Below are 22,801 nucleotides of genomic sequence, written 5' to 3' on the forward strand. Positions count from 1 at the left end.
TCCCCATGACCACTCTCGTAACCGGCACGGACACCCTGACGCGTGACGCGCTCACCGTCCTCCAGCCCGGCTTCGTCGGCACGACGGCGCCCGACTGGCTGCTCCGCAGGATCGGTGAAGGACTCTCCTCCGTCGGCCTGTTCGGCCGGAACATCGCCTCTCCCGAGCAGCTCGCCGCGCTCACCGCGCGGCTGCGGGCCGAGCGCGGCGACGTCCTGGTCGCCATCGACGAGGAGGGCGGGGACGTCACCCGCCTGGAGGTCCGGCACGGCTCCTCGTTCCCCGGCAACTACGCGCTGGGCTCCGTGGACGACACCGGCCTCACCCGGGACGTCGCCCGCGAGCTCGGCCGCCGGCTCGCCGCGTGTGGCGTCGACCTCAACTGGGCGCCCTCCGCCGACGTGAACTCCAACCCGGACAACCCGGTCATCGGCGTCCGCTCCTTCGGCGCCGACCCGGAGCTCGTCGCCCGGCACACCGTGGCGTACGTCGAGGGCCTCCAGGCCGTCGGCGTCGCGGCCTGCACCAAGCACTTCCCCGGGCACGGCGACACCAACGTGGACTCCCACCACGCGCTGCCCCGCATCGATGTGGACCTCGACACACTGCACGCCCGTGAGCTGGTACCTTTCCGCGCCGCGATCGCGGCGGGTACCCAAGCCGTCATGAGCGCGCATATTCTTCTCTCCGCGCTCGACCCCCACCGGCCGGCCACCCTGAGCCCGCGGATCCTCACCGGTCTGCTGCGCCAGGAGCTGGGCTTCGAGGGGCTGATCGTCACCGATGGCATGGAGATGCGCGCCATCGCGTCGACGTACGGCATCGAGCGCGGATCGGTCCTCGCGATCGCCGCGGGCGCCGACGCCATCTGCGTCGGCGGCGGGCTGGCCGACGAGGACACCGTACTGCGACTGCGCGACGCCCTGGTCGACGCGGTACGGACCGGCGAACTGCCCGAGGAGCGGCTGGCCGACGCCGCGGCGCGAGTGCGCGCCCTGGCGTCGTGGACCCAGGCGCACCGGGTCAGGGGGGCTGTATCGGGGCCGGGCGCGGCAGTGCAGGAGGGGACCGCGCCCGGCACCGACATCGGACTGGTGGCGGCCCGCCGCGCCGTGACGGTGACGACGGGGGAGCGGCCCCACACGCCGATGACCAGCGCTCCCTACGTCGCCGCCTTCACCCCGGTCGCCAACATCGCCGTCGGGGACGAGACCCCCTGGGGCGTCGCCGCGGAGCTGGAGCGGCTGCTTCCGGGGACCGCGACGGGCACCTACGACGAGCCGTCGGTGGACGCGGTCCTGGCCGCGGCGGGGGAGCGCCGCATCGTCGCGGTCGTACGGGACTCCCACCGGCACCCCTGGATGACGCTGGCGCTGGACGCGCTGCTCGCGGCGCGCCCGGACACCGTGGTGGTGGAGATGGGCCTCAACCAGGCGGAACCCCGGGGGGCCCTGCACATCGCCACGCACGGCGCCGCCCGGGTCTGCGGCCGCGCGGCGGCGGAGGCCGTCGCCGGAGTCTGACCGGAGTGCGCGAAAGCGGTACGCGAAAGGGGCCCGGCACCTGGACATGGTGCCGGGCCCCTTCACGTACGTCTCAGATGCCCTGCCAGGCGGGCTTGTTGGCGAACGTGTGGCGGAAGTAGGGGGCGAGCTTCAGCTTCGACGCGGCGGCCTCGTCCACGACGACCGTGGCGTGCGGGTGCAGCTGCAGCGCGGAGGCCGGTACGAGCGCGGCCACGGGGCCCTCGACGGTCTGGGCCACGGCCTCCGCCTTGCCCTCGCCGGTGGCGAGGAGCACCAGGTGGCGGGCCTCCAGGATGGTCCCGATGCCCTGCGTGATGACGTGGTGCGGCACCTGCTCGATGTCGTCGTCGAAGAAGCGCGCGTTGTCGACCCGGGTCTGCTCGGTCAGCGTCTTGATCCGGGTGCGGGAGGCGAGCGAGGAGCACGGCTCGTTGAAGCCGATGTGCCCGTCGGTCCCGATGCCGAGGATCTGCAGGTCCACGCCGCCGGCGTCGGCGAGCGCCTTGTCGTACGCCTCGCAGGCCGCCTGGACGTCCTCGGCCGAGCCGTCGGGGCCCATGAAGGCGTCCGGGGAGAGCCCGAGCGGCTCGACGACCTGGCGCAGCACGGTCGAGCGGTACGACTCCGGGTGGCCCGCGGGCAGCCCGACGTACTCGTCGAGCTGGGCGATCCGGGCCCGCGAGGCGTCGATGGCGCCGGCCTTGACCTGGGCGATCAGGGCCTCGTAGATGGGCAGCGGAGTCGATCCTGTGGCCACGCCGAGCAGCGCGTCGGGCTTGCGGCGCAGAAGGCCGGCGATGCCGTCAGCGATCAGCTCGCCGCCTGCCTTGGCGTCCGGGACGATGACAACTTCCACGCTGTGCCTGCCGATCGTGTGAGGGGCGGGTGGTATAGACCAATTGTAGCGCTGAATCTAGCAGAGCGCGGGCCCCCGGCACGGTCCCGTCCGCTCGCCGGACCCCTCCCCTCCCATCGTCGATCGGCGTCTGCGCTCCAGCCACCCGGGCCCGCTTGCTCCGGAGCCGCGTTCCGTAGCGTGCGCTATAGAATCGGTCGCCATGACGACCAAGCGGCGCGGCCGGCCCCGCTCCTTCGACCGCCGGGCGGCGCTTGAGCAGGCCATGACGGCGTTCTGGGAGCGGGGGTACGAGACGACGTCCGTCGCCGACCTCACCCGCGCCATGGGCATCAGCGCCCCGAGCCTCTACGCCGCGTTCGGCGACAAGCGGACGCTCTTCGAGGAGGTCGTGGAGGCGTACGCCGTCTCGTACGGCGCCTTCGGCGACCAGGCCCTGGCGGAGGAGCCGACCGCGCGCGGCGCCCTGGCCCGGATGCTCGGGGAGGCGGCCGACGCCTTCACCGACCCGTCCCACCCGCGCGGCTGCCTGGTGATCTCCTCCGCGATCAACTGCGCGAACCCGGAGGTCGAGAAAGCCCTGCGCGAGCGGCGCAACCGTAATCTGGCGTCGTTCGAGACCCGGATCCGACGCGGCATCGCTGCCGGGGAGCTGCCCGGGGGCACGGACGCGGTCGCGCTGGCCCGCTTCTGCGGCGCGGTCCTCCAGGGCCTGTCCCAGCAGGCGCGCGACGGCGCGACCCGGGAGGAGCTCCGGGCGGTGGCGGAGGTGGCGATGGCGGCCTGGCCCGTGGCAAGCGGAAGGCCTCGGGAAGAACCCGCGGGCCGCGGCGCCTGACGGGACCCTCAACCCGTCCGGCACCGCAGCCCGGAGTTGCCCGGCCGGGGGTGTGCGGTCCCTCGGCCGTGTGGGAGGTCTCGGCGCAGTCAGGGCAGAGAGCGCCGGGTACCTCGATCCACCCTCCTGTGCGGGGAGGGCGGAGGTCGTACAGGATGCCGCTCCGCCATTGTGGACTAGACCATTCTTGTCTGTCCATCCATGGGAACCGCTTCCTTCCTGGCCCATCCTCCATCACGAACGCCCCGAGATCCAGGTTCATGGCCCCTGAATTCCGCGGGTACGCTCGCACCTGTGCCCTCCATGAACGACCTCGTCCGCCAGCACACCGCTCTGAGTGAGTCCGACCTCGAGTGGCTCCATCTGCTGGTGTCGGAGTGGCAGCTGCTCTCCGACCTCTCCTTCGCCGACCTGGTGCTCTGGGTCCCCACCCTGGACGGCACCCGGTACGTCTCCGTCGCCCAGATGCGGCCCAACACCGGCCCGACCTCCTACCAGGACGACATGGTCGGCCACCTCGTGCCCCGCGGCCGCCGCCCGCTGCTCGACGCCGCCCTCGACGAGGGCCGGATCGTGCGCGAGGGCGACCCCGAGTGGCGCGAGGAGGTTCCGGTCCGGGTCGAGTCCATCCCCGTACGCCGGGAGGGCCGCGTCCTCGGCGTCATCGCCCGCAACACCAACCTCCTGACCGTACGGACCCCGAGCCGGCTGGAGCTCACCTACCTCCAGTCCGCCTCGGACCTCGCCCAGATGATCGCCGCCGGCTCCTTCCCGTTCCCCGGGGAGGCCGTCGACATGGACTCCTCGCCCCGCGCCGGCGACGGACTGATCCGTCTCGACGCCGACGGCATCGTCCAGTACGCCTCGCCCAACGCGCTCTCCGCGTACCACCGCCTCGGCCTCGCCGCCGACCTCGTCGGCCAGCACCTCGGGCAGATCACCGCCGAACTCGCACCCTCCCGAGGCCCCGTCGACGAGGCCCTGGTCAAACTGGCCTCCGGCTACGCGCCCCGGGAGGCCGAGGTCGAGGGCAACGGCGGGGTGATCCAGCTGCGAGCGATCCCGCTCAAGCCCAAGGGCGCCCGCATCGGTTCACTTGTCCTGCTCCGCGACGTCACCGAACTGCGCCGCCGCGAGCGCGAGTTGATCACCAAGGACGCCACCATCCGGGAGATCCACCACCGGGTGAAGAACAACCTCCAGACGGTCGCCGCGCTGCTGCGCCTCCAGGCCCGCCGGATGGACTCGCCCCAGGGGCGCGAGGCGCTCAACGAGGCGGTGCGCAGGGTCGGTTCGATCGCCATCGTGCATGAGACGCTGTCTCAGAACCTGGACGAGCGGGTGGAGTTCGACGAGATCGCCGACCGGGTGATCGCGATGGTCGCCGAGATCTCCCCGGGCAAGGTGACCTGCCGGCGCAACGGCCGCTTCGGCATCCTGGACGCCGAGGTCGCCACCCCGCTCTCCATGGTCCTCACCGAAGTGCTCCAGAACGCCCTCGAACACGCCTTCGCCCCTGCGGAGCTGGGCACCGTCGAGGTCACGGCCGTACGCGGTGAACTTCGCGCCGACGCGCGCCTGTTGATCACCGTTCAGGACGACGGCCGCGGCCTGCCCGAGGGCTTCGACCCGCAGCGCGCCGGAAACCTCGGACTGCAGATCGTCCGCACTTTGGTCGAGGGCGAGTTGGGCGGCACCTTCGACATGCGGCCGGGCGCCGAGCGCGGCACGAAGGTCGTCCTCGACATCCCCGTACTCCCGCAGAAGTGACCGCCCCGCCGAGCGCGGCCGCGCCCGGCACCGCGTACGGCTGACTCCGGCCGAGCACAGCAGCGAGCCCCGGACCGAAGAGATCGGTCCGGGGCTCGAATGCTGTGGGTTACTGCTGCGCGCTGCGGCTCGGGGGCGGTGATTGCGTACGCGATGTACGCGCCGCTTGCCTCAGGCTTGTCAGGGTGTTCAGGCGCTGGCGTTGCGCGCCCGGTTGCGAGCGGCGCGGCGCTTCATCGCACGGCGCTCGTCCTCGCTGAGGCCACCCCAGACGCCGGAGTCCTGGCCGGACTCGAGCGCCCACTGCAGGCACTGCTCCATGACGGGGCAGCGGCGGCAGACGGCCTTGGCTTCCTCGATCTGCAGCAGCGCAGGACCGGTGTTGCCGATGGGGAAGAACAGCTCGGGGTCTTCCTCACGACAAACGGCGTTGTGACGCCAGTCCATGGCTGCTACCTCTCTTGGTGTTACGTGCGGGTTGCTTGTGAATGTGAACGCTTTCACGAATCCCCCCGCAAGTGAAGGGCCGACTGCCAGATGAACTGGTGTGGTCCAGGATTCGTGGAGGGGTTCTGGCTCTCAGTGGAGGCCGGTCCTGCGGGCCGTCCCGATCGCCATGAAGAGATTCGCAAACCTCGGCGGCGGATACAACCCCTTCAGGAAAGTTTTTTTTGATTCCTCGGTGTCGGCTAGGTCACAGCCGTACTTCTTAGGGGTGGATGCCAGCCTAAACGTTCGAGTGAAAGGACTTTCGGCCCTTCCGCTCACACAATCACACGCAGTGCACGGCGTACGCCTGTGAACGTCACGCTGGTACGCAGTCCCAGGTGGTCTCCGTCCATCTGCAGAGGGAGCGGAACCTTGGAATGCAAGGTGAAGTCGGTCAGATCGTGTAGAGACAGTGCGTGCTTGCCGTGGGGACCGCGCTCGGGTGTCGACGTGAGCAACTGGGTGGCGTAGCGGGCCACCGCGGGGGCCGACAGGCGGCTCAGTCCGAGGACGTCCAACGCCGTCTCGAAGGACGCCTCCGGGGACGCGTACACGGGACGATTGCCCAGGTAGGTCCAGGGGGAGGTGTTGCAGATTATCGACAGGACCAGGTCCTCGACCGGGTCCTGTCCCGGGCGCTCCAGGGTGATCGTGCCGTTGCGCCGGTGCGGTTCGCCCAGGAACTGGCGGACCACCTGACGGAGGTAGAGCGCGTGGGTGGATCTCCTGCCGCGTTCCCGCTGCTGTTCGACCCGGCCCACCACGCCGGCGTCGAAACCGAAGCCGGCGCAGAACGTGAACCAGCGGGGCGGCACCCCCTCGTCCTCGCTGCCCGGCGTGCCGGAGGCAAGCCCGAGGCTCACTGTCCGTGTACGGCGCTCACGCAGGGCGTCGAGAAGGGCGCCGGTCGCCTCCACGGCGTCGTTCGGCAGCCCGAGGGCGCGCGCGAAGACATTGGTCGAACCACCGGGTACCACCGCGAGGCCCGGGAGCCGGTCGGGGTCCGGGCCGCCGTGGAGGAGCCCGTTCACGACCTCGTTGACGGTGCCGTCGCCGCCCAGGGCGACGACCAGCTCCACATCCTTGGACTCGGCGGCCCGCCGACCCAGGTCGCGGGCGTGCCCGCGGTACTCGGTGGTGACCGCCTCCAGCTTCATCTCGCTGGCGAGCGCGTGGATGAGGACATCACGGGTGCGGGCACTGGTGGTGGTGGCTGCCGGATTGACCACAAGAAGTGCGCGCATGGCCGCCAGCGTACCTACCCGGCGGTACCGGGCCCAGAGGGGTGGGTCCCGCCGGCCCGGCTACCCTGCCAGGTATGAGCAGTACGGAACGGACCACCGAGCACACTTCCCGCCCCGCCCGGCTGACCGCGGCGGCCGCGGTGGCCGGGATCGAGGCGCTGGCGCTGGTGGCCGGGGGCCTGTACGTCCTCGTGACCGGCGTCACCGGCAGCCCGGACAGCCTGACCCAGGCCGTCACCGGCGGGGCCACGCTGGTCGTGCTCGGCCTCTTCCCGGCGGCGGCGGCGCGCGGACTGCTCCTGCGCCGCGCCTGGAGCCGCGGGCCGGCGATCATCACCCAGATCCTGGCCCTGCCCGTCGCCTGGCAGCTGCTCCACACCAGCAGCGCGATGATCCTGGCGGGCATCGCCCTCGCCGTCCTCGCGGTGACCGGCCTGGTGCTCCTGGTGAACCCGGCGACGACCGAGGCCCTGGGCATCGGCCGCCGCGGCGCGGCCTGAGGTTCCGTGACCCCGGCGCACCGGCGGCGGCACGCGAGGACGCCTACTCCTCCACGAGGAGCTTCTCCCGGAGCTGGGCCAGCGTGCGGGCCAGCAGCCGGGAGACGTGCATCTGGGAGATGCCGACCTCCTGAGCGATCTGCGACTGCGTCATGTTGCCGAAGAACCGCAGCAGCAGGATCCGCTTCTCCCGCGGCGGCAGGTCCTCGAGGAGCGGCTTGAGGGACTCCCGGTACTCGACACCCTCCAGCGCCTCGTCCTCCGCGCCCAGGGTGTCCGCGACGGCGGGCGACTCGTCGTCCGTGTCGGGCACGTCCAGGGAGAGGGTCGAGTAGGCGTTCGCCGACTCCAGGCCCTCCAGGACCTCCTCCTCCGAGATCCCGAGGCGCTCCGCCAGCTCGTGCACCGTCGGGGAGCGGCCGTGCTGCTGGGAGAGCTCCGCCGTCGCCGTCGTCAGCGAGAGCCGCAGCTCCTGCAGCCGGCGCGGCACCCTGACCGCCCAGCCCTTGTCCCGGAAGTGGCGCTTGATCTCGCCGACGACCGTCGGAGTCGCGTACGTCGAGAACTCGACACCCCGCTCCGGGTCGAAGCGGTCCACCGACTTGATCAGGCCGATGGTCGCGACCTGCGTCAGGTCGTCCAGCGGCTCGCCGCGGTTGCGGAAGCGCCGGGCGAGATGCTCGACCAGCGGCAGATGCATCCGCACCAGCCGATTGCGCAGCTCCGCCTTCTCCGGGGAGCCCTCCGGCAGCCCGCGCAGCTCGATGAAGAGCGCCCGCGCCCCGGTCCGGTCGTGCGGATCCGGAACCTCGTGCGGCTCGGAGTCCGCGAGGATCGCGGAGGCCTCCGCCGCCTCGGGAACCTTGCTGTGCTGCTCGTGCTCGCTCATGTGGACCGCCTGCTCCGTAGCGACCTCGACCTCGACCTCCGGATGCGGCCGCGCCTGCTGCTCAGGGATGCCGGCCGTCGCGTCCCCGCTCCTCACGCCGGGCCTGGCCCCGCGCCGCGCTGTTTGTACAGGCTGATGGAGACCGTACGGTCCTCGGCGACGGACGACTCGACCTTCCCGGCCAGCGCGGAGAGCACCGTCCAGGCGAAGGTGTCGCGCTCCGGCGCCCGTCCGTCCGTCGTCGGGGCGGAGACCGTCACCTCGAGCGAGTCGTCGATCAGCCGGAACACACAGCTGAGGACGGACCCCGGCACGGCCTGCTGGAGCAGGATCGCGCATGCCTCATCGACCGCGATCCGCAAGTCCTCGATCTCGTCGAGGGTGAAGTCCAAGCGCGCCGCGAGGCCGGCCGTGGCCGTACGCAGCACGGACAGGTAGGCACCCGCAGCGGGCAGCCGGACTTCCACGAAGTCCTGGGTCCCGGGCTCGCCTGCGATCTGGGACACCCTCACCTCCAAGGTGGCACAAGCTCATTCGGGGCCCGGGGAGAAAGCCCCCCGAACCAGGCGGTACGCAGTCGGTTGCGCAGTCCGCCGTGACGCTATCGCGATCCATGCCGCCGTGTCGCCGTGGGTCCCACGGACCCCACCCCACGCCTGTCACTCATGGTAAAGCCATGAGTACGCACAGTGGCTAGGGGTGTGCGGGGCCCAATTGCAGGGGCTCGACGGGCGTTTGGCCGCGGGGGTGTGACGTACCCAACCGTCAGACGATCGAACCGTCCACGAAGCACCAGCGCCAGCGCTCGTTGGGCTCGAAGGTCCGCATCACCGGATGCCCGGTGGCCGAGAAGTGCCCCGTGGCGTGCCGCCCCGCCGAGGAGTCGCAGCAGCCGACGTGCCCACAGCTCAGGCAGAGCCGCAGCTGCACCGGGTGGGTCCCGTCGGACTGGCACTCCGGGCAGGTGTCGCTCAGCGGCGCGGGTTCGGGGCGCGGCATTTCGGCAACATGGGGACACTCGCTCATGATGGCCAGGTTACGCGGTCGATCGAGGTGGGGACGGGGCATGGACGCGCTGGAACTGGTGGCACTGGTCGCGGGGAGCGCCGCGGTGGCGGGCATCGCCCGCAGGACACCGGTGCCGGCGCCGCTGCTCCTGGTCGCGGTCGGCCTCGCCGCCTCGTACGTCCCCGGCGTACCGGACTACGCCCTGGATCCGCACATCGTGCTGCCGCTGATCCTGCCGCCGCTCCTCCACACCGCCGCCGTGGAGTCCTCCTATCTCGATCTGCGCGCCAACCTCCGGCCCGTCGCCCTGCTCTCCGTGGGCTACGTCCTCTTCGCGACGGTCGCGGTCGGCTGGCTCGCCTACGTCCTCGTTCCCGATCTGCCGCTGACCGCCGCGCTGGTCCTCGGCGCGGTGATCGCGCCCCCGGACGCGGTCGCCGCCACCGCCATCGCCCGCAAGCTGGGGCTGCCGAACCGGATCACCACCATCCTCCAGGGCGAGTCCCTGGTGAACGACGCCACCGCGATCACCGCCTTCAAGGTCGCGCTCGCCGCGGCGGTCGGGGCGGGCGTCAGCTGGGCGGGCGGCATCGGCGAGTTCGCCCTCGCGGCGATCGGCGGGATCGGCGTCGGGCTGGTCCTCATGGTCCCCCTCCACTGGCTGCGCCGCCGCCTCGGCGGCGAGGCCCTGCTGCAGAACACCCTCTCGCTGCTGATCCCCTTCGTCGCCTACGCGGCGGCGGAGGAGGTCGGCGCCTCCGGGGTCCTCGCGGTGGTCGTCGTCGGCCTCTACCTCGGCCACCGCAACTCGCAGGTGGACTTCGCCACCCGCCTCCAGGAGGAGGCCGTGTGGAAGATGGTCGCGTTCATCCTGGAGTCCGCCGTCTTCGCGCTGATCGGACTGCAGCTGCCGTACGTCGTCCAGGGGCTCGGCCGGTACGGCATCGGCGAGGCGGCCTGGTACGCCGTGGGGGTCTTCGTGGCCGTCGTCGTGGTCCGGTTCGTCTGGGTCTTCCCGGCCACCTTCATCCCGCGCCGGCTCTCCCGGCGCATCCGCGAGCGCGAGCCCGGGGTGGACTGGAAGGCGCCGCTGATCGTCGGCTGGGCCGGGATGCGGGGCGTGGTCTCGCTCGCCATCGCCTTCTCGATCCCGGTCGCCACGGACGGGGTGGAGTTCCCCGCGCGGAACCTCGTCCTCTTCCTCACCTTCACCACGGTGATCGGGACGCTGGTGGTGCAGGGGCTCACCCTGCCGCCGCTGATCCGGCTGCTGAAGCTCCCGGGCCGCGACCGCCAGGCCGAGACCCTGGCCGAGGCCCAGGCCCAGAGCGAGGCGTCCAGGGCCGCGGAGGAGCGCCTCGAACAACTCCTGAGCGACGAACGCAACGCCCTGCCGCAGCCGCTGGCCGACCGGCTCCGCACCGTCCTGGAGCGCCGCCGCAACGCGGTCTGGGAGCGGCTCGGATCGGTCAACGAAGTCACCGGGGAGACCGCCGACGACACCTACCGCCGGCTGGCGCGCGAGATGATCGACGCCGAACGCGAGGTCTTCGTCCGCCTGCGCGACGAGCGCCGCATCGACGACGAGATGATGCGCACCCTGCTGCGCCGCCTGGACCTGGAGGAGGCGGCGGCGTACCGCGAGGAGATCGGCTGAGCGGTCCCGCGCGCGGGTCCTCACGACGGCGCGGCGGCGTACACCGTGGAGACGGTGGAACCCGTCCCGCGCGCGGTGGGTCCTCACGACGGCGCGCCGGTGATCACCGCCGCGATCCGGGTGCCCGGGGCGAACGCCCCCTCCTCCGCCAGGGCGACAAGTCCGTACAGCATTTTGGCGACATACAGTCGCTCGACGGCGATTCCGTGCCGCGCCTCGAAGTCCCGCGCGAACGCTTCCAGGGCCGGGCTCGTACGGGCGTACCCGCCCCCGTGGAAGCGCTCGTCGAGGCTCCAGTCGCCCCGGGGGCCACCGAAGGCCGCGCCCTGCAGGGCGCGTATCTCCGCGCCCAGGAAGCCGCCCTTGAGGACCGGGACGCCCAGCGCCCGTTGCCCCGGCGCGAGGCCGGCGGCCAGACCCGCGAGCGTGCCGCCGGTGCCGCACGCCACCGCCACGACGTCCGCCGCGCCCGACAACTCGCGGCCGAGCGCCGTACAGCCCTCGGCGGCGAGCGCGTTGCTGCCGCCCTCGGGGACCACGTACGTCTCCGGGGGAGCGTCGGCGAGCAGACCGGCCAGCACGGCGGGGTCGTTCTTCGAGCGGTACGTGGAGCGGTCCACGAACACCAGCCGCATTCCGTCCGCCGCGCACCGCGCGAGCGAGGGGTTCAGCGGCCGGCCGGCCAGCTCGTCCCCGCGTACGACGCCGGTCGTCGGGAAGCCCAGCAGCCGGCCGGCGGCGGCCGTCGCGCGAAGGTGGTGGGAGTACGCGCCGCCGAACGTCAGCACCGGCCGCCCGTCCGCCGCCCGCAGGTTGAGCGCCAGCTTGCGCCACTTGTTGCCCGGCAGGTCCGGGTGGATCAGGTCGTCGCGCTTGAGCAGCAGCCGCACGCCGCGGCGGGCGAAGCGCTCGTCCTCGACCGGCTCCAAGGGGGACGGGAGCCGGGGCCGCAGCCGGGAGAGAGCGAGGTCGAACGCGTTCACCCGGCCATTGTCCACCGCGGCCTACCGCAGGCGTTCTCCGATCCGCTGCCGCATGGACGCCATGGTGAAGCCCCGGGGGTCCACCTTCCCCGGCTGCCACTCCAGGTGCCCGATGACCGAACGCTGCGTCCAGCCGTGCACCCGGCACACCGCCGCGGCCGCCTTCTCGATGGCCTCCAGCTGCACCTTCGGCCACGGGTCCTTGCCGTCGCCGAGGTTCTCGCACTCGAAGCCGTAGAAGTGCCGGTTGCCGTCCGTGGTGGCCTCGTTGTCCGGCGGCAGCCGCTGCTCGGCGATGACGGCCCGCAGAACGTCGTCGTCACCGGCGCCCGCGTGGTTCGCGCGGCCGTAGCCGACGAGGTGGACCGTGCCGTTCTTGGCGATCACGCCGTGACAGAGCGGTCCCGGCAGGGAGGCGTGGCCGTCCCGGCAGAGCCGGACGGTGTTGGCCGTGCCGCGGGTGACGGTGTGGTGGATCATCACGCCGTGGACGGGCCCCCAGGGGCCTTTGTGGTTGCGGTTGTGGGTACGCCAGTCGCCGACCTCGACGACCGAGAGGCCCTCGTCGCGCAGCGCGTCGAGGAACCTGCTCGCGGACATGGGTGGGGCCATGGCCGACTCCTTCGGATAAGAGGAACGGGGAGGGGCAGGGACGCAAGCGGGCTGCCGGTTACCGTGAGTGTTCCCGGAGTAACGGAGCGATCCACTCGCGCACCAGCCGTTCGGACCGTGTGCGAGCCGATCCGGACAGGGGGCCATGAGGCCGACGGGGCTGGGCTGTTCGAGTGGAAAGCGTGTGACATGCCCAGTTGGAGATGATCCACTCCCACTCATTTGTGTAATGGCGCTGCCACGTTCCGTGCTGAAAGGCTTCCTCTCGCAGGTCAGTCATACGAGAGGGAGTTCCATGTCCGTTGGTTCGGTTGGCGACGAGGTCCGCGCGGAACAGGCAGGCCCGCAGCAGAGTCTCGGTACCGCCGCCGCGCGGAACCTCGCGACCACGACCAAATCGGCCCCCCAGATGCAGGAGATCACCTCCAGGTGGCTGTTGCGGATGCTGCCGTGGGTGCAGGTGCAGGGTGGTACGTACCGGGTCAACCGGAGGCTCAGTTATTCCGTGGGAGACGGACGCGTCACGTTCGTGCAGACCGGTGAACAGGTCGCCGTCATCCCCGCCGAGCTCGGCGAACTCCCCGCACTGCGGGGGTACGACGACGAGGAGGCCCTCGCGGAGCTGGCGGCGCGCTGCCGTCAGCGTCAGTACGCGCCGGGCGAGCTGATCGCCACCGCGGGCGAACCCACCGACCGGGTGCACCTGCTGGCCCACGGCAAGGTCGAGCAGCTGCGCGAGGGGCCGTACGGCGACGAGGCGATCCTCGGAGTCCTCGCGGACGGCGCCTACTTCGGCGACAGCTCGCTCACCCACTCCGACGCGACATGGGAGTGGACCGCCCGCGCGGCCACCGCCTGTACCGTCCTCGAACTCACCCGCGACGACGTCCGCAACCTCGCGGACCGCGTCGGCTCGCTCGCCGCCCACCTCGCGGGCGTGGCCGCACTGCCCCACCAGCGCACCAACAAGTACGGCGAGGCGGCGATCGACCTCTCCGCCGGCCATGTCGGCGAGGCGATCGTCCCGCACACGTACGTCGACTACGACGCCTCGCCTCGCGAGTACGAACTGTCGGTCGCCCAGACCGTGCTGAAGGTCCACAGCCGGGTCGCGGATCTCTACAACCAGCCGATGAACCAGACCGAGCAGCAGTTGCGGCTCACGGTGGAGGCGCTGCGCGAGCGCCAGGAGCACGAGCTGGTCAACAACAAGGAGTTCGGCCTCCTCTCCAACTGCGACTACGGCCAGCGGCTCCAGCCCCACGACGGCGTTCCCGGCCCGGACGACATGGACGAGCTGCTCTCGCGCCGCCGCGGCTCCAAGATGTTTCTCGCGCACCCGCGGGCCATCGCCGCCTTCGGCCGCGAGTGCAACCGCCGGGGTCTGGTCCCGGAGTCCATCGACGTCAACGGCAACCGGATCCCGACCTGGCGCGGCGTGCCGATCTACCCCTGCAACAAGATCCCGATCTCGGACGCCCGGACGACGTCGATCATCTGCATGCGTACGGGCGAGGCGGACCAGGGCGTGATCGGCCTGCACCAGACGGGGATCCCGGACGAGATCGAGCCGAGCCTGTCCGTCCGCTTCATGGGCATCGACGAGCAGGCGATCATCTCCTACCTGGTCACCGCGTACTACTCGGCCGCGGTGCTGGTGCCCGACGCCCTGGGCGTCCTGGAGAACGTGGAGGTCAGCCGCTGGCACTGAGGGGGGCCGCCACCACGTCCGTGCTACGCCCGGCGAGTGAGCCGAAGGGCGCGCGACCGTCGGCAGACGCAGAAAGCGCCCGGAGGCGAACCGAGCCCAAAAAAAGAAGGGAAGGAGTGACCGTGACCATGATCAGCGCGGACGCCACGACCGACGGGCACGGTGCCGCGGCGTTTCTCGACCACACGATGAGCGTCGTCCATCCCCGTCTGCGCTCGCTCGTCGAGTCGTTGCCGGGTTCCCTGCGGCGGGTGGCGATGTACCACTTCGGCTGGGAGCAGGCGGATGGCACTCCGGCGGCCGGGCAGGCCGGCAAGGCGATCCGGCCCGCCCTGGTGCTGGCCGCGGCCCGTGCGCTGGGTGGTGATCCGGCACCGGCGGTGCGGGCGGCGGCGGCGGTGGAGCTCGCCCACAATTTCACCCTGCTCCATGACGACATCGTGGATGAGGATCCGACTCGGCGGCACCGGCCCACGGCCTGGACGGTGTTCGGTGTTCCCGACGCGTTGATCGCGGGTGACGCGATGCTGGCTCTGGCTCTGCGTCTGCTGGCCGAGGACGACCATCCCGCCTCGGCGGCGGCGTCGGCCCGGCTCGCCGCCTGTGTCATCGAGCTGTGTGCCGGTCAGCAGGCGGACTGTGCCTTCGAGGGGCGTGGCCCGGACGAGGTGTCGCTGGAGGAGTGTCTGGCGATGGCGACCGCGAAGACGGGGGCGCTGCTGGGGTGTGCCTGTGCCATGGGGGCGCTGTACGCGGGTGCGGGTGAGGGGGAGGTGGCGGCGATGGACGCGTTCGGCCGGGAGGCGGGGCTCGCCTTTCAGCTGATCGACGACCTGATCGGGATCTGGGGCGACCCCGACCGGACGGGCAAGCCGGCCGGGGCGGATCTCGTCGCCCACAAGAAGTCGCTGCCGGTGGTGGCGGCGCTCGCTTCGGGGACGGCGGCGGGGGAGGAGCTGGCCGCGCTCTATGCCCGGCCGGTGCTCGATCCGGCGGGGGTGCGGTCGGCGGCGGACGCGGTGGAGCGGGCGGGCGGCCGGGACTGGGCGCAGGCGGAGGCGGCGGACCGGATGGCTCTGGCGGTGCGCCATCTCTCCCGCGCGGTGCCGGACCTGTCGGCGGCCGGGGATCTGCTGGCTCTGGCGGAGTTCGTCACCCGCCGGACGCGGTGAGGTTCAGGACTCGGGCACGATCCGGGTGACGACGGTCTCGATCAGGTCGTCCAGTGCCCGGTCGCCGTGGAGGCCGGGGACGGTGAAGTGGTCGAGGAGGAGTCCGGTGAGCGCGAAGTAGAGGAGCCGGACGGTGTCGCCGTCGCCGGGCATGCCCGAGTCCAAGTGGAGGCGGATGTTGTAGTCGAGGTCCGAGCGCAGGATCCCGGTGAGCCGGCCGCGCAGGTCGGGGCGGCGGGCGGCTTCGAGGCGCAGCTCGAAGAGGCCGAGGTAGCAGCTGCGCTCGGCCGCCATGCGCCGGGCGAGCCATCGCATCAGTTCCACGACCAGTTCTCGGCTGGGCTCCGGCCGCATGGCGGTGTCGAGGGAGCCGGGGGCGGGGGTGAGTCGTACGAAGATCCGGTCTCCGACCTGGGAGAGCAGCTGGTCGCGGTCGGTGAAGTAGTTGGACGAGGTGCCCGTGGGGACGCCCGCGCGGGTGTCGACCGCGCGAAAGGTCAGCCCCCGGGCGCCCTCGTCCGCGAGGACCTCGATCGCCGCGTCGAGCAGCGCGGCCCGCCGCTCCGGATTTCTTGCCATCGCCGGCTCCTTCGAGCATTCGAGAAAAGGGTCTTGCGTAACCACTACAGATGAAGCACTATAACTGTCGTGGTTGCGATCGCGGCCGCTTCCCGGAGACAAAGAGGACCGGTTTGCGCAAGCTCACCTACTTCATCGCCTGCAGCATCGACGGCTTCATCGGTGACCCGAAGGGCGATGCCACCTCCACCTACCAGTACGTGGCGGGGGAGTACCTGGAGTATCTGAAGGCGGAGTACCCGGAGACCATCGCCGCCCCTGGCTGGTCCATGCTCGGCGTCGACCCCGACTCCCGGAACCGGCACTTCGACACCGTCGTCCAGGGCATGAACTCCTACCGGCTCGGCCTGGACGCCGGCGTCACCAGCCCGTACGCCCATATGCGGGAGCTCGTCGCCACCCGCTCCCTGACAGAGTCGCCGGACCCCAACGTCGAGCTGATCGCGGACGACCTGATCGGCCGGATCCGGGAACTCAAGGCCGAGGACAGCCCGCTCGGCATCTGGCTCTGCGGCGGTTCCACCATCGCGGGCGAGCTGATCGACGAGATCGACGAGCTGATCATCAAGACCTATCCGCAGGTCTTCGGCTCCGGCATGCCGATGTTCGGCACGGACTTCGAGCCTCGCGACTTCGAACTGGGCGCGGTGCGCGCCTTCGACAACGGCGTGCTGGTCCGGACGTATACCAGGAAGCAGTGACCAGGAGGGCGTTCTACCCTGGAGGTATGGGCACCGAAGGACGCCGCACCGTCCGTGATCCCCAGGCCGAGCCCCGCTGCCCGGCCTGCGGCCAGCCTGTCGGTACGGCCATCAAGCGGCACAAGGTCCTGGGGGCCTGGGTGCCGATCTGGGAGGCACGGCCGTGCCCCAACCCGGACTGCCGACTCTTCGGCCGCAAGGCGGACGGCTCCCGGCCGACCGGTGCGGCTCCGGACGACGCCGAGGGCGCCGAGGGCTCCGGAGGCGCGGGGACCGGGGAGGGTTCCGCGGGCACCGGAACGGGTGGTGCGGAAGCCGCGAGCACGCAGTTGACCGGCAAGAACGACGAGACCGGGAGAAGTCAGGCCCCGGGGTGACCGGCCGCGCGGTGGAGCCGGTCATACCGCTACAGTCCGCGCATGTCATCGGAGTCGACAGAAGTCTGGACCGGCTGGTACCGGGACCGCGGCGGCGCGGAAGCGATCGTCATCAGGGTGGACGGACCGCAGGTGTCCACCCGCATCAGGGGAATCGAGTACTCGGGCGCGAGCTTCGGCGCCCTGCGTGCGGCCGGCGAGGGCGGCGAGACGCTCACCGGCTGCGTACTGGAGTGGGATCTGCCGCTTCCCGTGGTCCTCGACGGGGTCACCGAGCAGGCGACCCTCAGCTGTCTGCTGACGCTCGGTGAACGCGTGGACCTCAGCCTGACGCTGCACCACGCCGGCGCCGCCTACGAATCCGGCATCGCGGGCGGCGACTTCGAGGAGGCCCTCGCCCGGGTCGGACGTCAGTTGCCGCAGGGGGCCGCATTCGGCCGCCGTCCGCTCCAGACCGCCTGACCCCGCCACCCGCCCGCCGCCGCCCACCCTCGCGCTCCGAGCCACGCACGCGGAAGGGGCCCGACCGGGATCGCCGGTCGGGCCCCTTCGGGCGCTCTGCGGGAGGAAGGTCAGGCCTTCTTCGTCTCCCAGAAGATGCGGTCGATCTCGGCGATGAGCTCGAGAGCCTTCTCGCCCGTCTTCGGGTCCGTCGACGCCTTGGCGGTCGACAGGGCCTTCAGCGTTTCGTTGATGAGCAGGTGGAGCTCCGGGTACTTCTCGAAGTGCGGGGGCTTGAAGTAGTCGCTCCACAGCACCGAGACGTGGTGCTTGGCGAGCTCCGCGCGCTGCTCCTTGATGACCGTGGCGCGGGCGCGGAAGTGCGCGTCCTCGTTGGCCTGGTACTTCTCCTGGACGGCCTTGACCGACTCGGCCTCGATCCGGGCCTGGGCCGGGTCGTAGACACCGCAGGGGAGGTCGCAGTGGGCGCTGACCTTCACCTTGGGGGCAAACAGGCGGGAGAGCATTGAGCTGTCCTTCCTCGTGATCGTCTTCTCAGGTGGGACATTACTCCGTGAGAAGCGCGTTTTCGCGAGCGCCCCCTAGGGCTTAGGACAAAAGTCCAGGGTCACCATGGGACTCGTGGACGATCGGACCGGGAGGTGCCGGATGACGGAATCGGGGCGGGAGCCGGGGCGGGAAGCCGGGCCCCTGTTCGGTGTAGCCGAGGTGACCGGGGTGTCCATGGTGCCCACGCTGCTCCACGGTGATCAGCTCCTCGTGCACTACGGCGCCCGGCTGCGCCCGGGGAACGTGGCCGTGCTGCGCCATCCGCTCCAGCAGGACCTGCTCATCGTCAAGCGTCTGGTCGAGCGCCAGGGCGCCGGCTGGTGGGTGCTCGGCGACAACCCCGGCGCCGAGGGCGACAGCCGGGTCTTCGGGGTCGTGCCCGCCGAGCTGGTGCTCGGCCGCGTGCGGCTGCGCTACCGCCCCGTGACTCCCGGCCGCCGGCGCTCGCCAACCGTCGTGCTCTCCTGGCTGCTCTCGGCCGTCAGGCCGGTGTGGTCGTCCTCCCGGTCGCTCCGTTCGGCCTCCAGGCGCTTGCGGGCCCGGTAGGCGGCCACGTTGGCGCGGGTCGCGCAGCGGTCCGAGCAGTAGCGCCGGGAGCGGTTGGTCGAGGTGTCGAGGTAGGCGTTGCGGCACGGTGCGGCCTGGCACAGGCCGAGCCGGTCGGCGCCGAACTCGGTCAGATGGAAGGCGAGCCCCATCGCGGCGATGGCCGCGTAGCCCGCGGTGGCGTTCGAAGGGTGGTCGGCGAGGTGCATGTGCCAGCGCGGCCGCCCCTCGCCGTCGAGGTGGTCGTGCCCGGAGATCTGCGGGCTCACCGGGAACTCCAGGAGCAGGGAGTTCAGCAGGTCCACGGCCCGGGTCTGGTCGCCCTCGTCGGCCGCGGTGAAGACGGCCCGCAGCCGGCCGCGTACCGAACGGAAGCGCGTCACATCGGCGTCCGTCGCCCGCCTGGCCATCTGGGAGGCCGCGCCGAAGAGCTCCCGGACCGCCTCGACCGAGGTCAGGGAGTCCTTGTTGCGGGTCGGCTCCTCGGTGTTGACCAGACGCACGGCGTAATCCGAGTAATAGGCAAGTTCCACTTGTAGTCCTTACTCCGGCGGTCTAGGGTCGGGGCGGAAAGGGGTAACGGCTGTTTCCCCTTCGAGGGTATTACGAAGAGGGCGAGGTAAGGCGATGACGGACGCGGCGACGACCGGAACCGACTGGGCGGCCTGGCAGCAGAGCTGGGACCGCCAGCAGGAGTGGTACATGCCGGACCGCGAGGAGCGGTTCCGCGTGATGCTCGACATGGTCGAGGCCGTGGTGGGGCCGGAGCCCCGCGTCCTCGACCTGGCGTGCGGTACTGGGAGTATCACGGATCGGCTCCTCGCGCGGTTCCCGAACGCGACCAGCACCGGCGTCGACCTCGACCCCGCCCTGCTCGCCATCGCCGAGGGGTACTTCGCCGGCGACGAGCGCGTCACCCTGGTGACCGCCGACCTCAAGGACCCCGCGTGGGTCACGAAGCTCCCGTACGACACGTACGACGCCGTCCTCACCGCCACCGCGCTGCACTGGCTCCACACCGAGCCGCTCACCGCGCTCTACGGGCAGCTCGCCGGCGTCGTCCGCGACGGCGGCGTCTTCATGAACGCCGACCACATGATCGACGAGACCACTCCCCGCATCAACGCCGCCGAGCGCGCCCAGCGCCACGCCCGCATGGACGAGGCCAAGGCCGCCGGCGCCCTCGACTGGGCCGACTGGTGGGCGCTCGCCGCCGCCGACCCGGTCCTCGCCGAGCCCACCGCCCGCCGCTTCGAGATCTACGGCGAGCACGCCGACGGCGACATGCCCTCCGCCCGCCGCCACGGCGAGATCCTGCGCGCCGCCGGCTTCGCCGAGGCGCGCCCGGTCTGGGCCTCGCCCTCCGACACGCTGATGCTCGCGCTGAAGTAGGCCGCGTCCACGGCGAAGGGGCGGTACGGGAGTTCCGTACCGCCCCTTCGCACGCCGTACCGCTTACAGCACCTTGGACAGGAACGCCTTCGTCCGGGCGTGCTGGGGGTCACCGAGGACGTCGCGCGGGTGGCCGGACTCGACCACGACACCGCCGTCCATGAACACCAGGGAGTCGCCCACCTCGCGGGCGAAGCCCATCTCGTGGGTGACGACGACCATCGTCATGCCCGACTCGGCCAGGTCCCGCATGACGTCGAGGACGTCACCGACCAGCTCCGGGTCGAGCGCCGACGTGGGCTCGTCGAAGAGCATCAGCTTCGGCTCCATCGCCAGCGCGCGGGCGATGGCCACGCGCTGCTGCTGACCGCCGGAGAGCTGCGAGGGGTAGTTCCCGGCCTTGTCGGCCAGGCCCACCCGGTCGAGCAGCCGCTCGGCCCGCTCGCGGGCGACCGCCTTCGACTCGCCCTTCACCTGGATCGGCGCCTCCATGACATTGGCCAGGGCCGTCATGTGCGGGAACAGGTTGAAGCGCTGGAAGACCATGCCGATGTCGCGGCGCTGGGCGGCGACCTCGCTGTCCTTCAGCTCGTAGAGCTTGTCGCCCTTCTGGCGGTAGCCCACCAGTTCGCCGTCGACGTACAGCCGACCGGAGTTGATCTTCTCCAGGTGGTTGATGCACCGCAGGAAGGTCGACTTGCCGGAACCGGACGGGCCGATCAGGCAGAACACCTCGCCGTTGTTCACCTCGAGGTCGATGCCCTTGAGGATGTGGGCGGCACCGTAGGACTTGTGGACGCCCTCGGCCTTCACCATTGCCGTCATGTGTTTCACCGCCGCCAGTTGGAGAGGGAGACCAGGTTCGCCTTGACCTTCTGCCACGGCGTCGGGGGCAGCGTGCGCAGGGAGCCGCGGGCGTAGTGCCGCTCCAGATAGAACTGGCCCACGCTGAACACCGAGGTCAGGATCAGGTACCAGATCGAGGCGACGAAGAACATCTCCATCACCGCGAACGAGGTCGACGCGATGTCCTGCGAGGCCCGCAGCAGATCCGGATACTGCACCGCCACGACGAGGGACGAGGTCTTCAGCATGTTGATGAACTCGTTGCCCGTCGGCGGGATGATCACCCGCATCGACTGCGGGAGCACCACGCGCCGCATCGTCTTCGCCTGGCTCATGCCCAGGGCGTGCGACGCCTCGGTCTGGCCCTCGTCGACCGACTGGATGCCGGCCCGGACGATCTCCGCCATGTACGCGCCCTCGTTGAGGCCGAGACCCAGCAGGGCGGCCAGGAAGGGGGTCATGACATCGGTCATCTCGTCCTTGTAGAACCCGATGTTGAAGATCGGGAAGATCAGGGCGAGGTTGAACCAGATCAGCAGCTGCACATAGACCGGCGTGCCGCGGAAGACCCAGATGTAGAGCCAGGCGACGGAGCTGGTCACCGGGTTCTTGGAGAGCCGCATGACGGCGAAGAGCACACCCAGCACGAGGCCCAGCGCCATCGAGGCGACGCTGATGAGGATCGTGTTCCCCAGGCCGGACAGGATGCTGGGGTCGAACAGCTTCTCCGGCACCGTCGCCCAGCGCACATTGCCCTGCGAGAAGGCGTACGCGAGGAGGGCCAGGAGCGCCACGACCAGGACGCCGGCGACCCAGCGTCCGTAGTGGCGGACCGGAATGGCCTTGATGGCCTCCGGCGGGAGCCCGGCCGGGGCGGGCGACGCCCCGGCGGGAACCTTGTCGAGCTTGTCAGTCACAACGACTGCCCTTCAGTGGTGCGTGGGGGTCAGGAGCCGCCGTTGATCTTGGCCGCGGGGATGGCGCCGTCGCCCGCGTTCCACTTGTCGAGGGCGGCCTTGTACGTGCCGTCCTTGATGATCGCGTCCAGCGCTTCCTTGAGAGCGTCGCGCAGCTGGGTGTCCTTCTTGTCGACGGCGATGCCGAAGTAGCCCGCGTCCGTCTTGTTGGCGATCGCGTCGAAGTCCTTGCCGCCGCCCGCGGTCTTCGCGATGTACGCGGCGACCGGGGAGTCGTTCAGGTCGGCGACGGCGCCGCCGGCCTTGACGCGGGTCTGCGCCTCGGCGTCGGTCGGGAAGGACTCGAAGGTGAGGGCCGGCTTGCCGTCCTTCTTGCACTTCTCGGCCTGGTCCTTGGCGGCCTGCTCGTACGTGGTGCCACGCTGCACGGCCAGCTTCTTGCCGCACAGGTCGTCGAGCGACTTGATGTTCTCCGGGTTGCCCTTCTTCACCAGGATGCCGGTGGAGGCGGTGAAGTAGTCGACGAAGTCGACGCCCGTGCCGGTCTTCTTCCCCTTGTCGTCCAGACCCTCCTGGCGGGCCTTGGTGTCCGTCATGGAGGACATGACGATGTCGGTGCGACCGGTGGGCAGGGCGGTGAGCAGGGTGTCGAAGGTGCCGCTGGTGAACTGGAACTTCACGCCGAGCTGCTTGGAGAGGGCGGCGGCGATGTCGGGGTCGACGCCGACGATCTCGTTGCCCTGCTTGAACTCCATCGGGGCGTACGTGGCGTCCGTGCCGACCTTGATGACGCCGGCCTTCTGGATGTCGGCGGGCAGCTTCGAGAAGAGGGGCGCGTTGGAGGCGACGGACTGGGTGCCGCCCTCGGGAGTGGTCTTCGCGCCCTCGGTCTGGTCGCCACACGCGGTCAGCAGCATGGAGCCGGCGACCGCGATGGCGGCGACCGCGGCAAGACGGGAGGTGCGGGTCTTGGCGGTCGTACAGCGCGTGGAGCGTGCGGTCATGGTCGGGTTCCTCCGGCGTATGAGGGAGTTGCCATAGGCCGCGCACGCACCTTCGGGTGTCGCGACCTCGTGTGATTACGGCATCTTGCCATTCGGACCCCCTCAAACAGACTGCCCCGCATGTCAAAATCGGATAACGGGTGACCCCCGAACTTCGAGAGGCCGGTGCTTCC

At 70.8% G+C, this 22,801-nt stretch carries 25 protein-coding genes and 1 pseudogene; 12 read left to right on the top strand and 14 right to left on the bottom strand.

Annotation, left to right across the window (positions count from 1 at the left end; genetic code table 11):
• Window positions 1-5 precede the first annotated feature (5 nt).
• Entirely contained in the window at window positions 6-1,523 is a 1,518-nt protein-coding gene (locus ACIRB4_RS04690; RefSeq protein ID WP_403288402.1) for a glycoside hydrolase family 3 protein, read from the top strand.
• 73 nt (window positions 1,524-1,596) lie between these two features.
• Here the strand turns inward: ACIRB4_RS04690 and nagB are convergent, their stop codons facing one another.
• Entirely contained in the window at window positions 1,597-2,382 is a 786-nt protein-coding gene (nagB, locus tag ACIRB4_RS04695; RefSeq protein WP_403288404.1) for a glucosamine-6-phosphate deaminase, read from the bottom strand.
• A gap of 202 nt (window positions 2,383-2,584) precedes the next feature.
• Here nagB and ACIRB4_RS04700 point away from each other — a divergent pair, with 202 nt between their 5' ends.
• Complete coding sequence (locus tag ACIRB4_RS04700) at window positions 2,585-3,220, top strand: TetR/AcrR family transcriptional regulator (RefSeq protein ID WP_403288405.1); 636 nt, start codon at window positions 2,585-2,587, stop codon at window positions 3,218-3,220.
• Window positions 3,221-3,523: 303 nt separating this feature from the next.
• Window positions 3,524-4,990, top strand: a complete 1,467-nt coding sequence (locus tag ACIRB4_RS04705) for a sensor histidine kinase (RefSeq protein WP_403288674.1) — start codon at window positions 3,524-3,526, stop codon at window positions 4,988-4,990.
• 189 nt (window positions 4,991-5,179) lie between these two features.
• On the opposite strand, the gene ACIRB4_RS04710 is transcribed toward ACIRB4_RS04705, so the two are convergent.
• Both ACIRB4_RS04710 and ACIRB4_RS04715 read right to left on the bottom strand, forming a co-directional pair.
• Window positions 5,180-5,437 (bottom strand): WhiB family transcriptional regulator, encoded by a 258-nt coding sequence (locus ACIRB4_RS04710; protein WP_003953983.1) that lies wholly within the window; start codon window positions 5,435-5,437, stop codon window positions 5,180-5,182.
• Window positions 5,438-5,754: 317 nt separating this feature from the next.
• Window positions 5,755-6,723 carry a diacylglycerol/lipid kinase family protein gene (locus tag ACIRB4_RS04715; RefSeq protein ID WP_403288406.1) on the bottom strand — a complete coding sequence of 323 codons (969 nt, stop codon included), beginning with the start codon at window positions 6,721-6,723 and terminating at the stop codon, window positions 5,755-5,757.
• 74 nt (window positions 6,724-6,797) lie between these two features.
• On the opposite strand from ACIRB4_RS04715, the gene ACIRB4_RS04720 reads away from it, so the two are divergent.
• Window positions 6,798-7,223, top strand: coding sequence for a hypothetical protein (locus ACIRB4_RS04720; protein WP_403288407.1), 426 nt, complete (start codon window positions 6,798-6,800; stop codon window positions 7,221-7,223).
• 43 nt (window positions 7,224-7,266) lie between these two features.
• Here ACIRB4_RS04720 and ACIRB4_RS04725 read toward each other — a convergent pair whose 3' ends face one another.
• From ACIRB4_RS04725 to ACIRB4_RS04735, 3 genes are all read right to left on the bottom strand, one after another.
• Entirely contained in the window at window positions 7,267-8,208 is a 942-nt protein-coding gene (locus ACIRB4_RS04725) for an RNA polymerase sigma factor SigF (protein WP_403288408.1), read from the bottom strand.
• The gene (locus ACIRB4_RS04730) at window positions 8,205-8,618 is read right to left on the bottom strand and encodes an anti-sigma regulatory factor (RefSeq protein WP_403288409.1); all 414 of its coding nucleotides are present in this window, start codon (window positions 8,616-8,618) and stop codon (window positions 8,205-8,207) included. Before ACIRB4_RS04730 ends, ACIRB4_RS04725 begins: the two co-directional genes overlap by 4 nt.
• 259 nt (window positions 8,619-8,877) lie before the next feature.
• Window positions 8,878-9,138 (bottom strand): UBP-type zinc finger domain-containing protein, encoded by a 261-nt coding sequence (locus tag ACIRB4_RS04735; protein WP_403288410.1) that lies wholly within the window; start codon window positions 9,136-9,138, stop codon window positions 8,878-8,880.
• Window positions 9,139-9,178: 40 nt separating this feature from the next.
• Between ACIRB4_RS04735 and ACIRB4_RS04740 the strand changes: the two genes are divergently transcribed.
• Entirely contained in the window at window positions 9,179-10,777 is a 1,599-nt protein-coding gene (locus ACIRB4_RS04740; protein WP_403288411.1) for a Na+/H+ antiporter, read from the top strand.
• 83 nt (window positions 10,778-10,860) lie between these two features.
• Here ACIRB4_RS04740 and ACIRB4_RS04745 read toward each other — a convergent pair whose 3' ends face one another.
• A complete protein-coding gene (locus tag ACIRB4_RS04745) occupies window positions 10,861-11,760 on the bottom strand; it encodes a 1-aminocyclopropane-1-carboxylate deaminase/D-cysteine desulfhydrase (RefSeq protein ID WP_403288412.1) in 900 nt (299 codons plus the stop codon).
• A 21-nt stretch (window positions 11,761-11,781) separates the two neighbouring features.
• A complete protein-coding gene (locus ACIRB4_RS04750) occupies window positions 11,782-12,372 on the bottom strand; it encodes an N-acetylmuramoyl-L-alanine amidase (RefSeq protein ID WP_403288413.1) in 591 nt (196 codons plus the stop codon).
• 295 nt (window positions 12,373-12,667) lie between these two features.
• Between ACIRB4_RS04750 and ACIRB4_RS04755 the strand changes: the two genes are divergently transcribed.
• Window positions 12,668-14,083, top strand: a complete 1,416-nt coding sequence (locus ACIRB4_RS04755) for a family 2B encapsulin nanocompartment shell protein (protein WP_403288415.1) — start codon at window positions 12,668-12,670, stop codon at window positions 14,081-14,083.
• 128 nt (window positions 14,084-14,211) lie between these two features.
• A complete protein-coding gene (locus ACIRB4_RS04760) occupies window positions 14,212-15,255 on the top strand; it encodes a family 2 encapsulin nanocompartment cargo protein polyprenyl transferase (protein WP_403288675.1) in 1,044 nt (347 codons plus the stop codon).
• 3 nt (window positions 15,256-15,258) lie between these two features.
• On the opposite strand, the gene ACIRB4_RS04765 is transcribed toward ACIRB4_RS04760, so the two are convergent.
• Window positions 15,259-15,834 carry a TetR/AcrR family transcriptional regulator gene (locus tag ACIRB4_RS04765; protein WP_403288417.1) on the bottom strand — a complete coding sequence of 192 codons (576 nt, stop codon included), beginning with the start codon at window positions 15,832-15,834 and terminating at the stop codon, window positions 15,259-15,261.
• A gap of 113 nt (window positions 15,835-15,947) precedes the next feature.
• On the opposite strand from ACIRB4_RS04765, the gene ACIRB4_RS04770 reads away from it, so the two are divergent.
• The 3 genes from ACIRB4_RS04770 to ACIRB4_RS04780 are packed head-to-tail and all read left to right on the top strand — an operon-like array spanning window position 15,948 to window position 17,374.
• Window positions 15,948-16,535: a dihydrofolate reductase family protein gene (locus tag ACIRB4_RS04770; protein ID WP_403288418.1), complete on the top strand. Its 588-nt coding sequence runs from the start codon at window positions 15,948-15,950 to the stop codon at window positions 16,533-16,535.
• Between the two features lie 26 nt (window positions 16,536-16,561).
• Window positions 16,562-16,912 carry a hypothetical protein gene (locus tag ACIRB4_RS04775; RefSeq protein ID WP_403288419.1) on the top strand — a complete coding sequence of 117 codons (351 nt, stop codon included), beginning with the start codon at window positions 16,562-16,564 and terminating at the stop codon, window positions 16,910-16,912.
• 42 nt (window positions 16,913-16,954) lie between these two features.
• A complete protein-coding gene (locus ACIRB4_RS04780) occupies window positions 16,955-17,374 on the top strand; it encodes a DUF6304 family protein (RefSeq protein WP_403288420.1) in 420 nt (139 codons plus the stop codon).
• Window positions 17,375-17,484: 110 nt separating this feature from the next.
• Here ACIRB4_RS04780 and sodN read toward each other — a convergent pair whose 3' ends face one another.
• Window positions 17,485-17,880: a superoxide dismutase, Ni gene (sodN, locus tag ACIRB4_RS04785; protein ID WP_403288422.1), complete on the bottom strand. Its 396-nt coding sequence runs from the start codon at window positions 17,878-17,880 to the stop codon at window positions 17,485-17,487.
• A gap of 142 nt (window positions 17,881-18,022) precedes the next feature.
• On the opposite strand from sodN, the pseudogene sodX reads away from it, so the two are divergent.
• Window positions 18,023-18,319, top strand: a pseudogene (gene sodX / locus ACIRB4_RS04790) (nickel-type superoxide dismutase maturation protease); the annotation flags it as partial.
• 17 nt (window positions 18,320-18,336) lie between these two features.
• Here the strand turns inward: sodX and ACIRB4_RS04795 are convergent.
• The gene (locus ACIRB4_RS04795; protein WP_403288423.1) at window positions 18,337-19,002 is read right to left on the bottom strand and encodes a CGNR zinc finger domain-containing protein; all 666 of its coding nucleotides are present in this window, start codon (window positions 19,000-19,002) and stop codon (window positions 18,337-18,339) included.
• Between the two features lie 94 nt (window positions 19,003-19,096).
• Between ACIRB4_RS04795 and ACIRB4_RS04800 the strand changes: the two genes are divergently transcribed.
• A complete protein-coding gene (locus ACIRB4_RS04800; protein WP_403288424.1) occupies window positions 19,097-19,861 on the top strand; it encodes a class I SAM-dependent methyltransferase in 765 nt (254 codons plus the stop codon).
• Between the two features lie 63 nt (window positions 19,862-19,924).
• On the opposite strand, the gene ACIRB4_RS04805 is transcribed toward ACIRB4_RS04800, so the two are convergent.
• Genes ACIRB4_RS04805 through ACIRB4_RS04815 form a run of 3 tightly spaced genes read right to left on the bottom strand, consistent with a single transcriptional unit; the run spans window position 19,925 to window position 22,628 of the window.
• Window positions 19,925-20,686, bottom strand: a complete 762-nt coding sequence (locus ACIRB4_RS04805) for an amino acid ABC transporter ATP-binding protein (protein WP_403288425.1) — start codon at window positions 20,684-20,686, stop codon at window positions 19,925-19,927.
• A gap of 5 nt (window positions 20,687-20,691) precedes the next feature.
• Window positions 20,692-21,624: an amino acid ABC transporter permease gene (locus tag ACIRB4_RS04810; protein WP_356894472.1), complete on the bottom strand. Its 933-nt coding sequence runs from the start codon at window positions 21,622-21,624 to the stop codon at window positions 20,692-20,694.
• Window positions 21,625-21,653: 29 nt separating this feature from the next.
• Entirely contained in the window at window positions 21,654-22,628 is a 975-nt protein-coding gene (locus ACIRB4_RS04815; RefSeq protein WP_403288426.1) for an ABC transporter substrate-binding protein, read from the bottom strand.
• Between the last annotated feature and the right edge of the window lie 173 nt (window positions 22,629-22,801).

This window comes from Streptomyces sp. NPDC093600, assembly GCF_044764755.1.
Classification (GTDB): Bacteria; Actinomycetota; Actinomycetes; order Streptomycetales; family Streptomycetaceae; genus Streptomyces.

What these genes read in the sequence shown, in the direction of transcription:
- ACIRB4_RS04710 (WP_003953983.1), bottom strand. Translation starts at nt 5,437, where the DNA reads ATGGACTGGCGTCACAACGCCGTTTGTCGTGAGGAAGACCCCGAGCTG.
- ACIRB4_RS04780 (WP_403288420.1), top strand. Translation starts at nt 16,955, where the DNA reads ATGTCATCGGAGTCGACAGAAGTCTGGACCGGCTGGTACCGGGACCGC.
- ACIRB4_RS04705 (WP_403288674.1), top strand. Translation starts at nt 3,524, where the DNA reads ATGAACGACCTCGTCCGCCAGCACACCGCTCTGAGTGAGTCCGACCTC.
- ACIRB4_RS04690 (WP_403288402.1), top strand. Translation starts at nt 6, where the DNA reads ATGACCACTCTCGTAACCGGCACGGACACCCTGACGCGTGACGCGCTC.
- ACIRB4_RS04750 (WP_403288413.1), bottom strand. Translation starts at nt 12,372, where the DNA reads ATGGCCCCACCCATGTCCGCGAGCAGGTTCCTCGACGCGCTGCGCGAC.
- ACIRB4_RS04720 (WP_403288407.1), top strand. Translation starts at nt 6,798, where the DNA reads ATGAGCAGTACGGAACGGACCACCGAGCACACTTCCCGCCCCGCCCGG.
- ACIRB4_RS04740 (WP_403288411.1), top strand. Translation starts at nt 9,179, where the DNA reads ATGGACGCGCTGGAACTGGTGGCACTGGTCGCGGGGAGCGCCGCGGTG.
- ACIRB4_RS04765 (WP_403288417.1), bottom strand. Translation starts at nt 15,834, where the DNA reads ATGGCAAGAAATCCGGAGCGGCGGGCCGCGCTGCTCGACGCGGCGATC.
- ACIRB4_RS04775 (WP_403288419.1), top strand. Translation starts at nt 16,562, where the DNA reads ATGGGCACCGAAGGACGCCGCACCGTCCGTGATCCCCAGGCCGAGCCC.
- sodN (WP_403288422.1), bottom strand. Translation starts at nt 17,880, where the DNA reads ATGCTCTCCCGCCTGTTTGCCCCCAAGGTGAAGGTCAGCGCCCACTGC.
- ACIRB4_RS04715 (WP_403288406.1), bottom strand. Translation starts at nt 6,723, where the DNA reads ATGCGCGCACTTCTTGTGGTCAATCCGGCAGCCACCACCACCAGTGCC.
- ACIRB4_RS04735 (WP_403288410.1), bottom strand. Translation starts at nt 9,138, where the DNA reads ATGAGCGAGTGTCCCCATGTTGCCGAAATGCCGCGCCCCGAACCCGCG.
- ACIRB4_RS04700 (WP_403288405.1), top strand. Translation starts at nt 2,585, where the DNA reads ATGACGACCAAGCGGCGCGGCCGGCCCCGCTCCTTCGACCGCCGGGCG.
- ACIRB4_RS04755 (WP_403288415.1), top strand. Translation starts at nt 12,668, where the DNA reads ATGTCCGTTGGTTCGGTTGGCGACGAGGTCCGCGCGGAACAGGCAGGC.
- ACIRB4_RS04805 (WP_403288425.1), bottom strand. Translation starts at nt 20,686, where the DNA reads ATGACGGCAATGGTGAAGGCCGAGGGCGTCCACAAGTCCTACGGTGCC.
- ACIRB4_RS04815 (WP_403288426.1), bottom strand. Translation starts at nt 22,628, where the DNA reads ATGACCGCACGCTCCACGCGCTGTACGACCGCCAAGACCCGCACCTCC.
- ACIRB4_RS04760 (WP_403288675.1), top strand. Translation starts at nt 14,212, where the DNA reads ATGATCAGCGCGGACGCCACGACCGACGGGCACGGTGCCGCGGCGTTT.
- ACIRB4_RS04800 (WP_403288424.1), top strand. Translation starts at nt 19,097, where the DNA reads ATGACGGACGCGGCGACGACCGGAACCGACTGGGCGGCCTGGCAGCAG.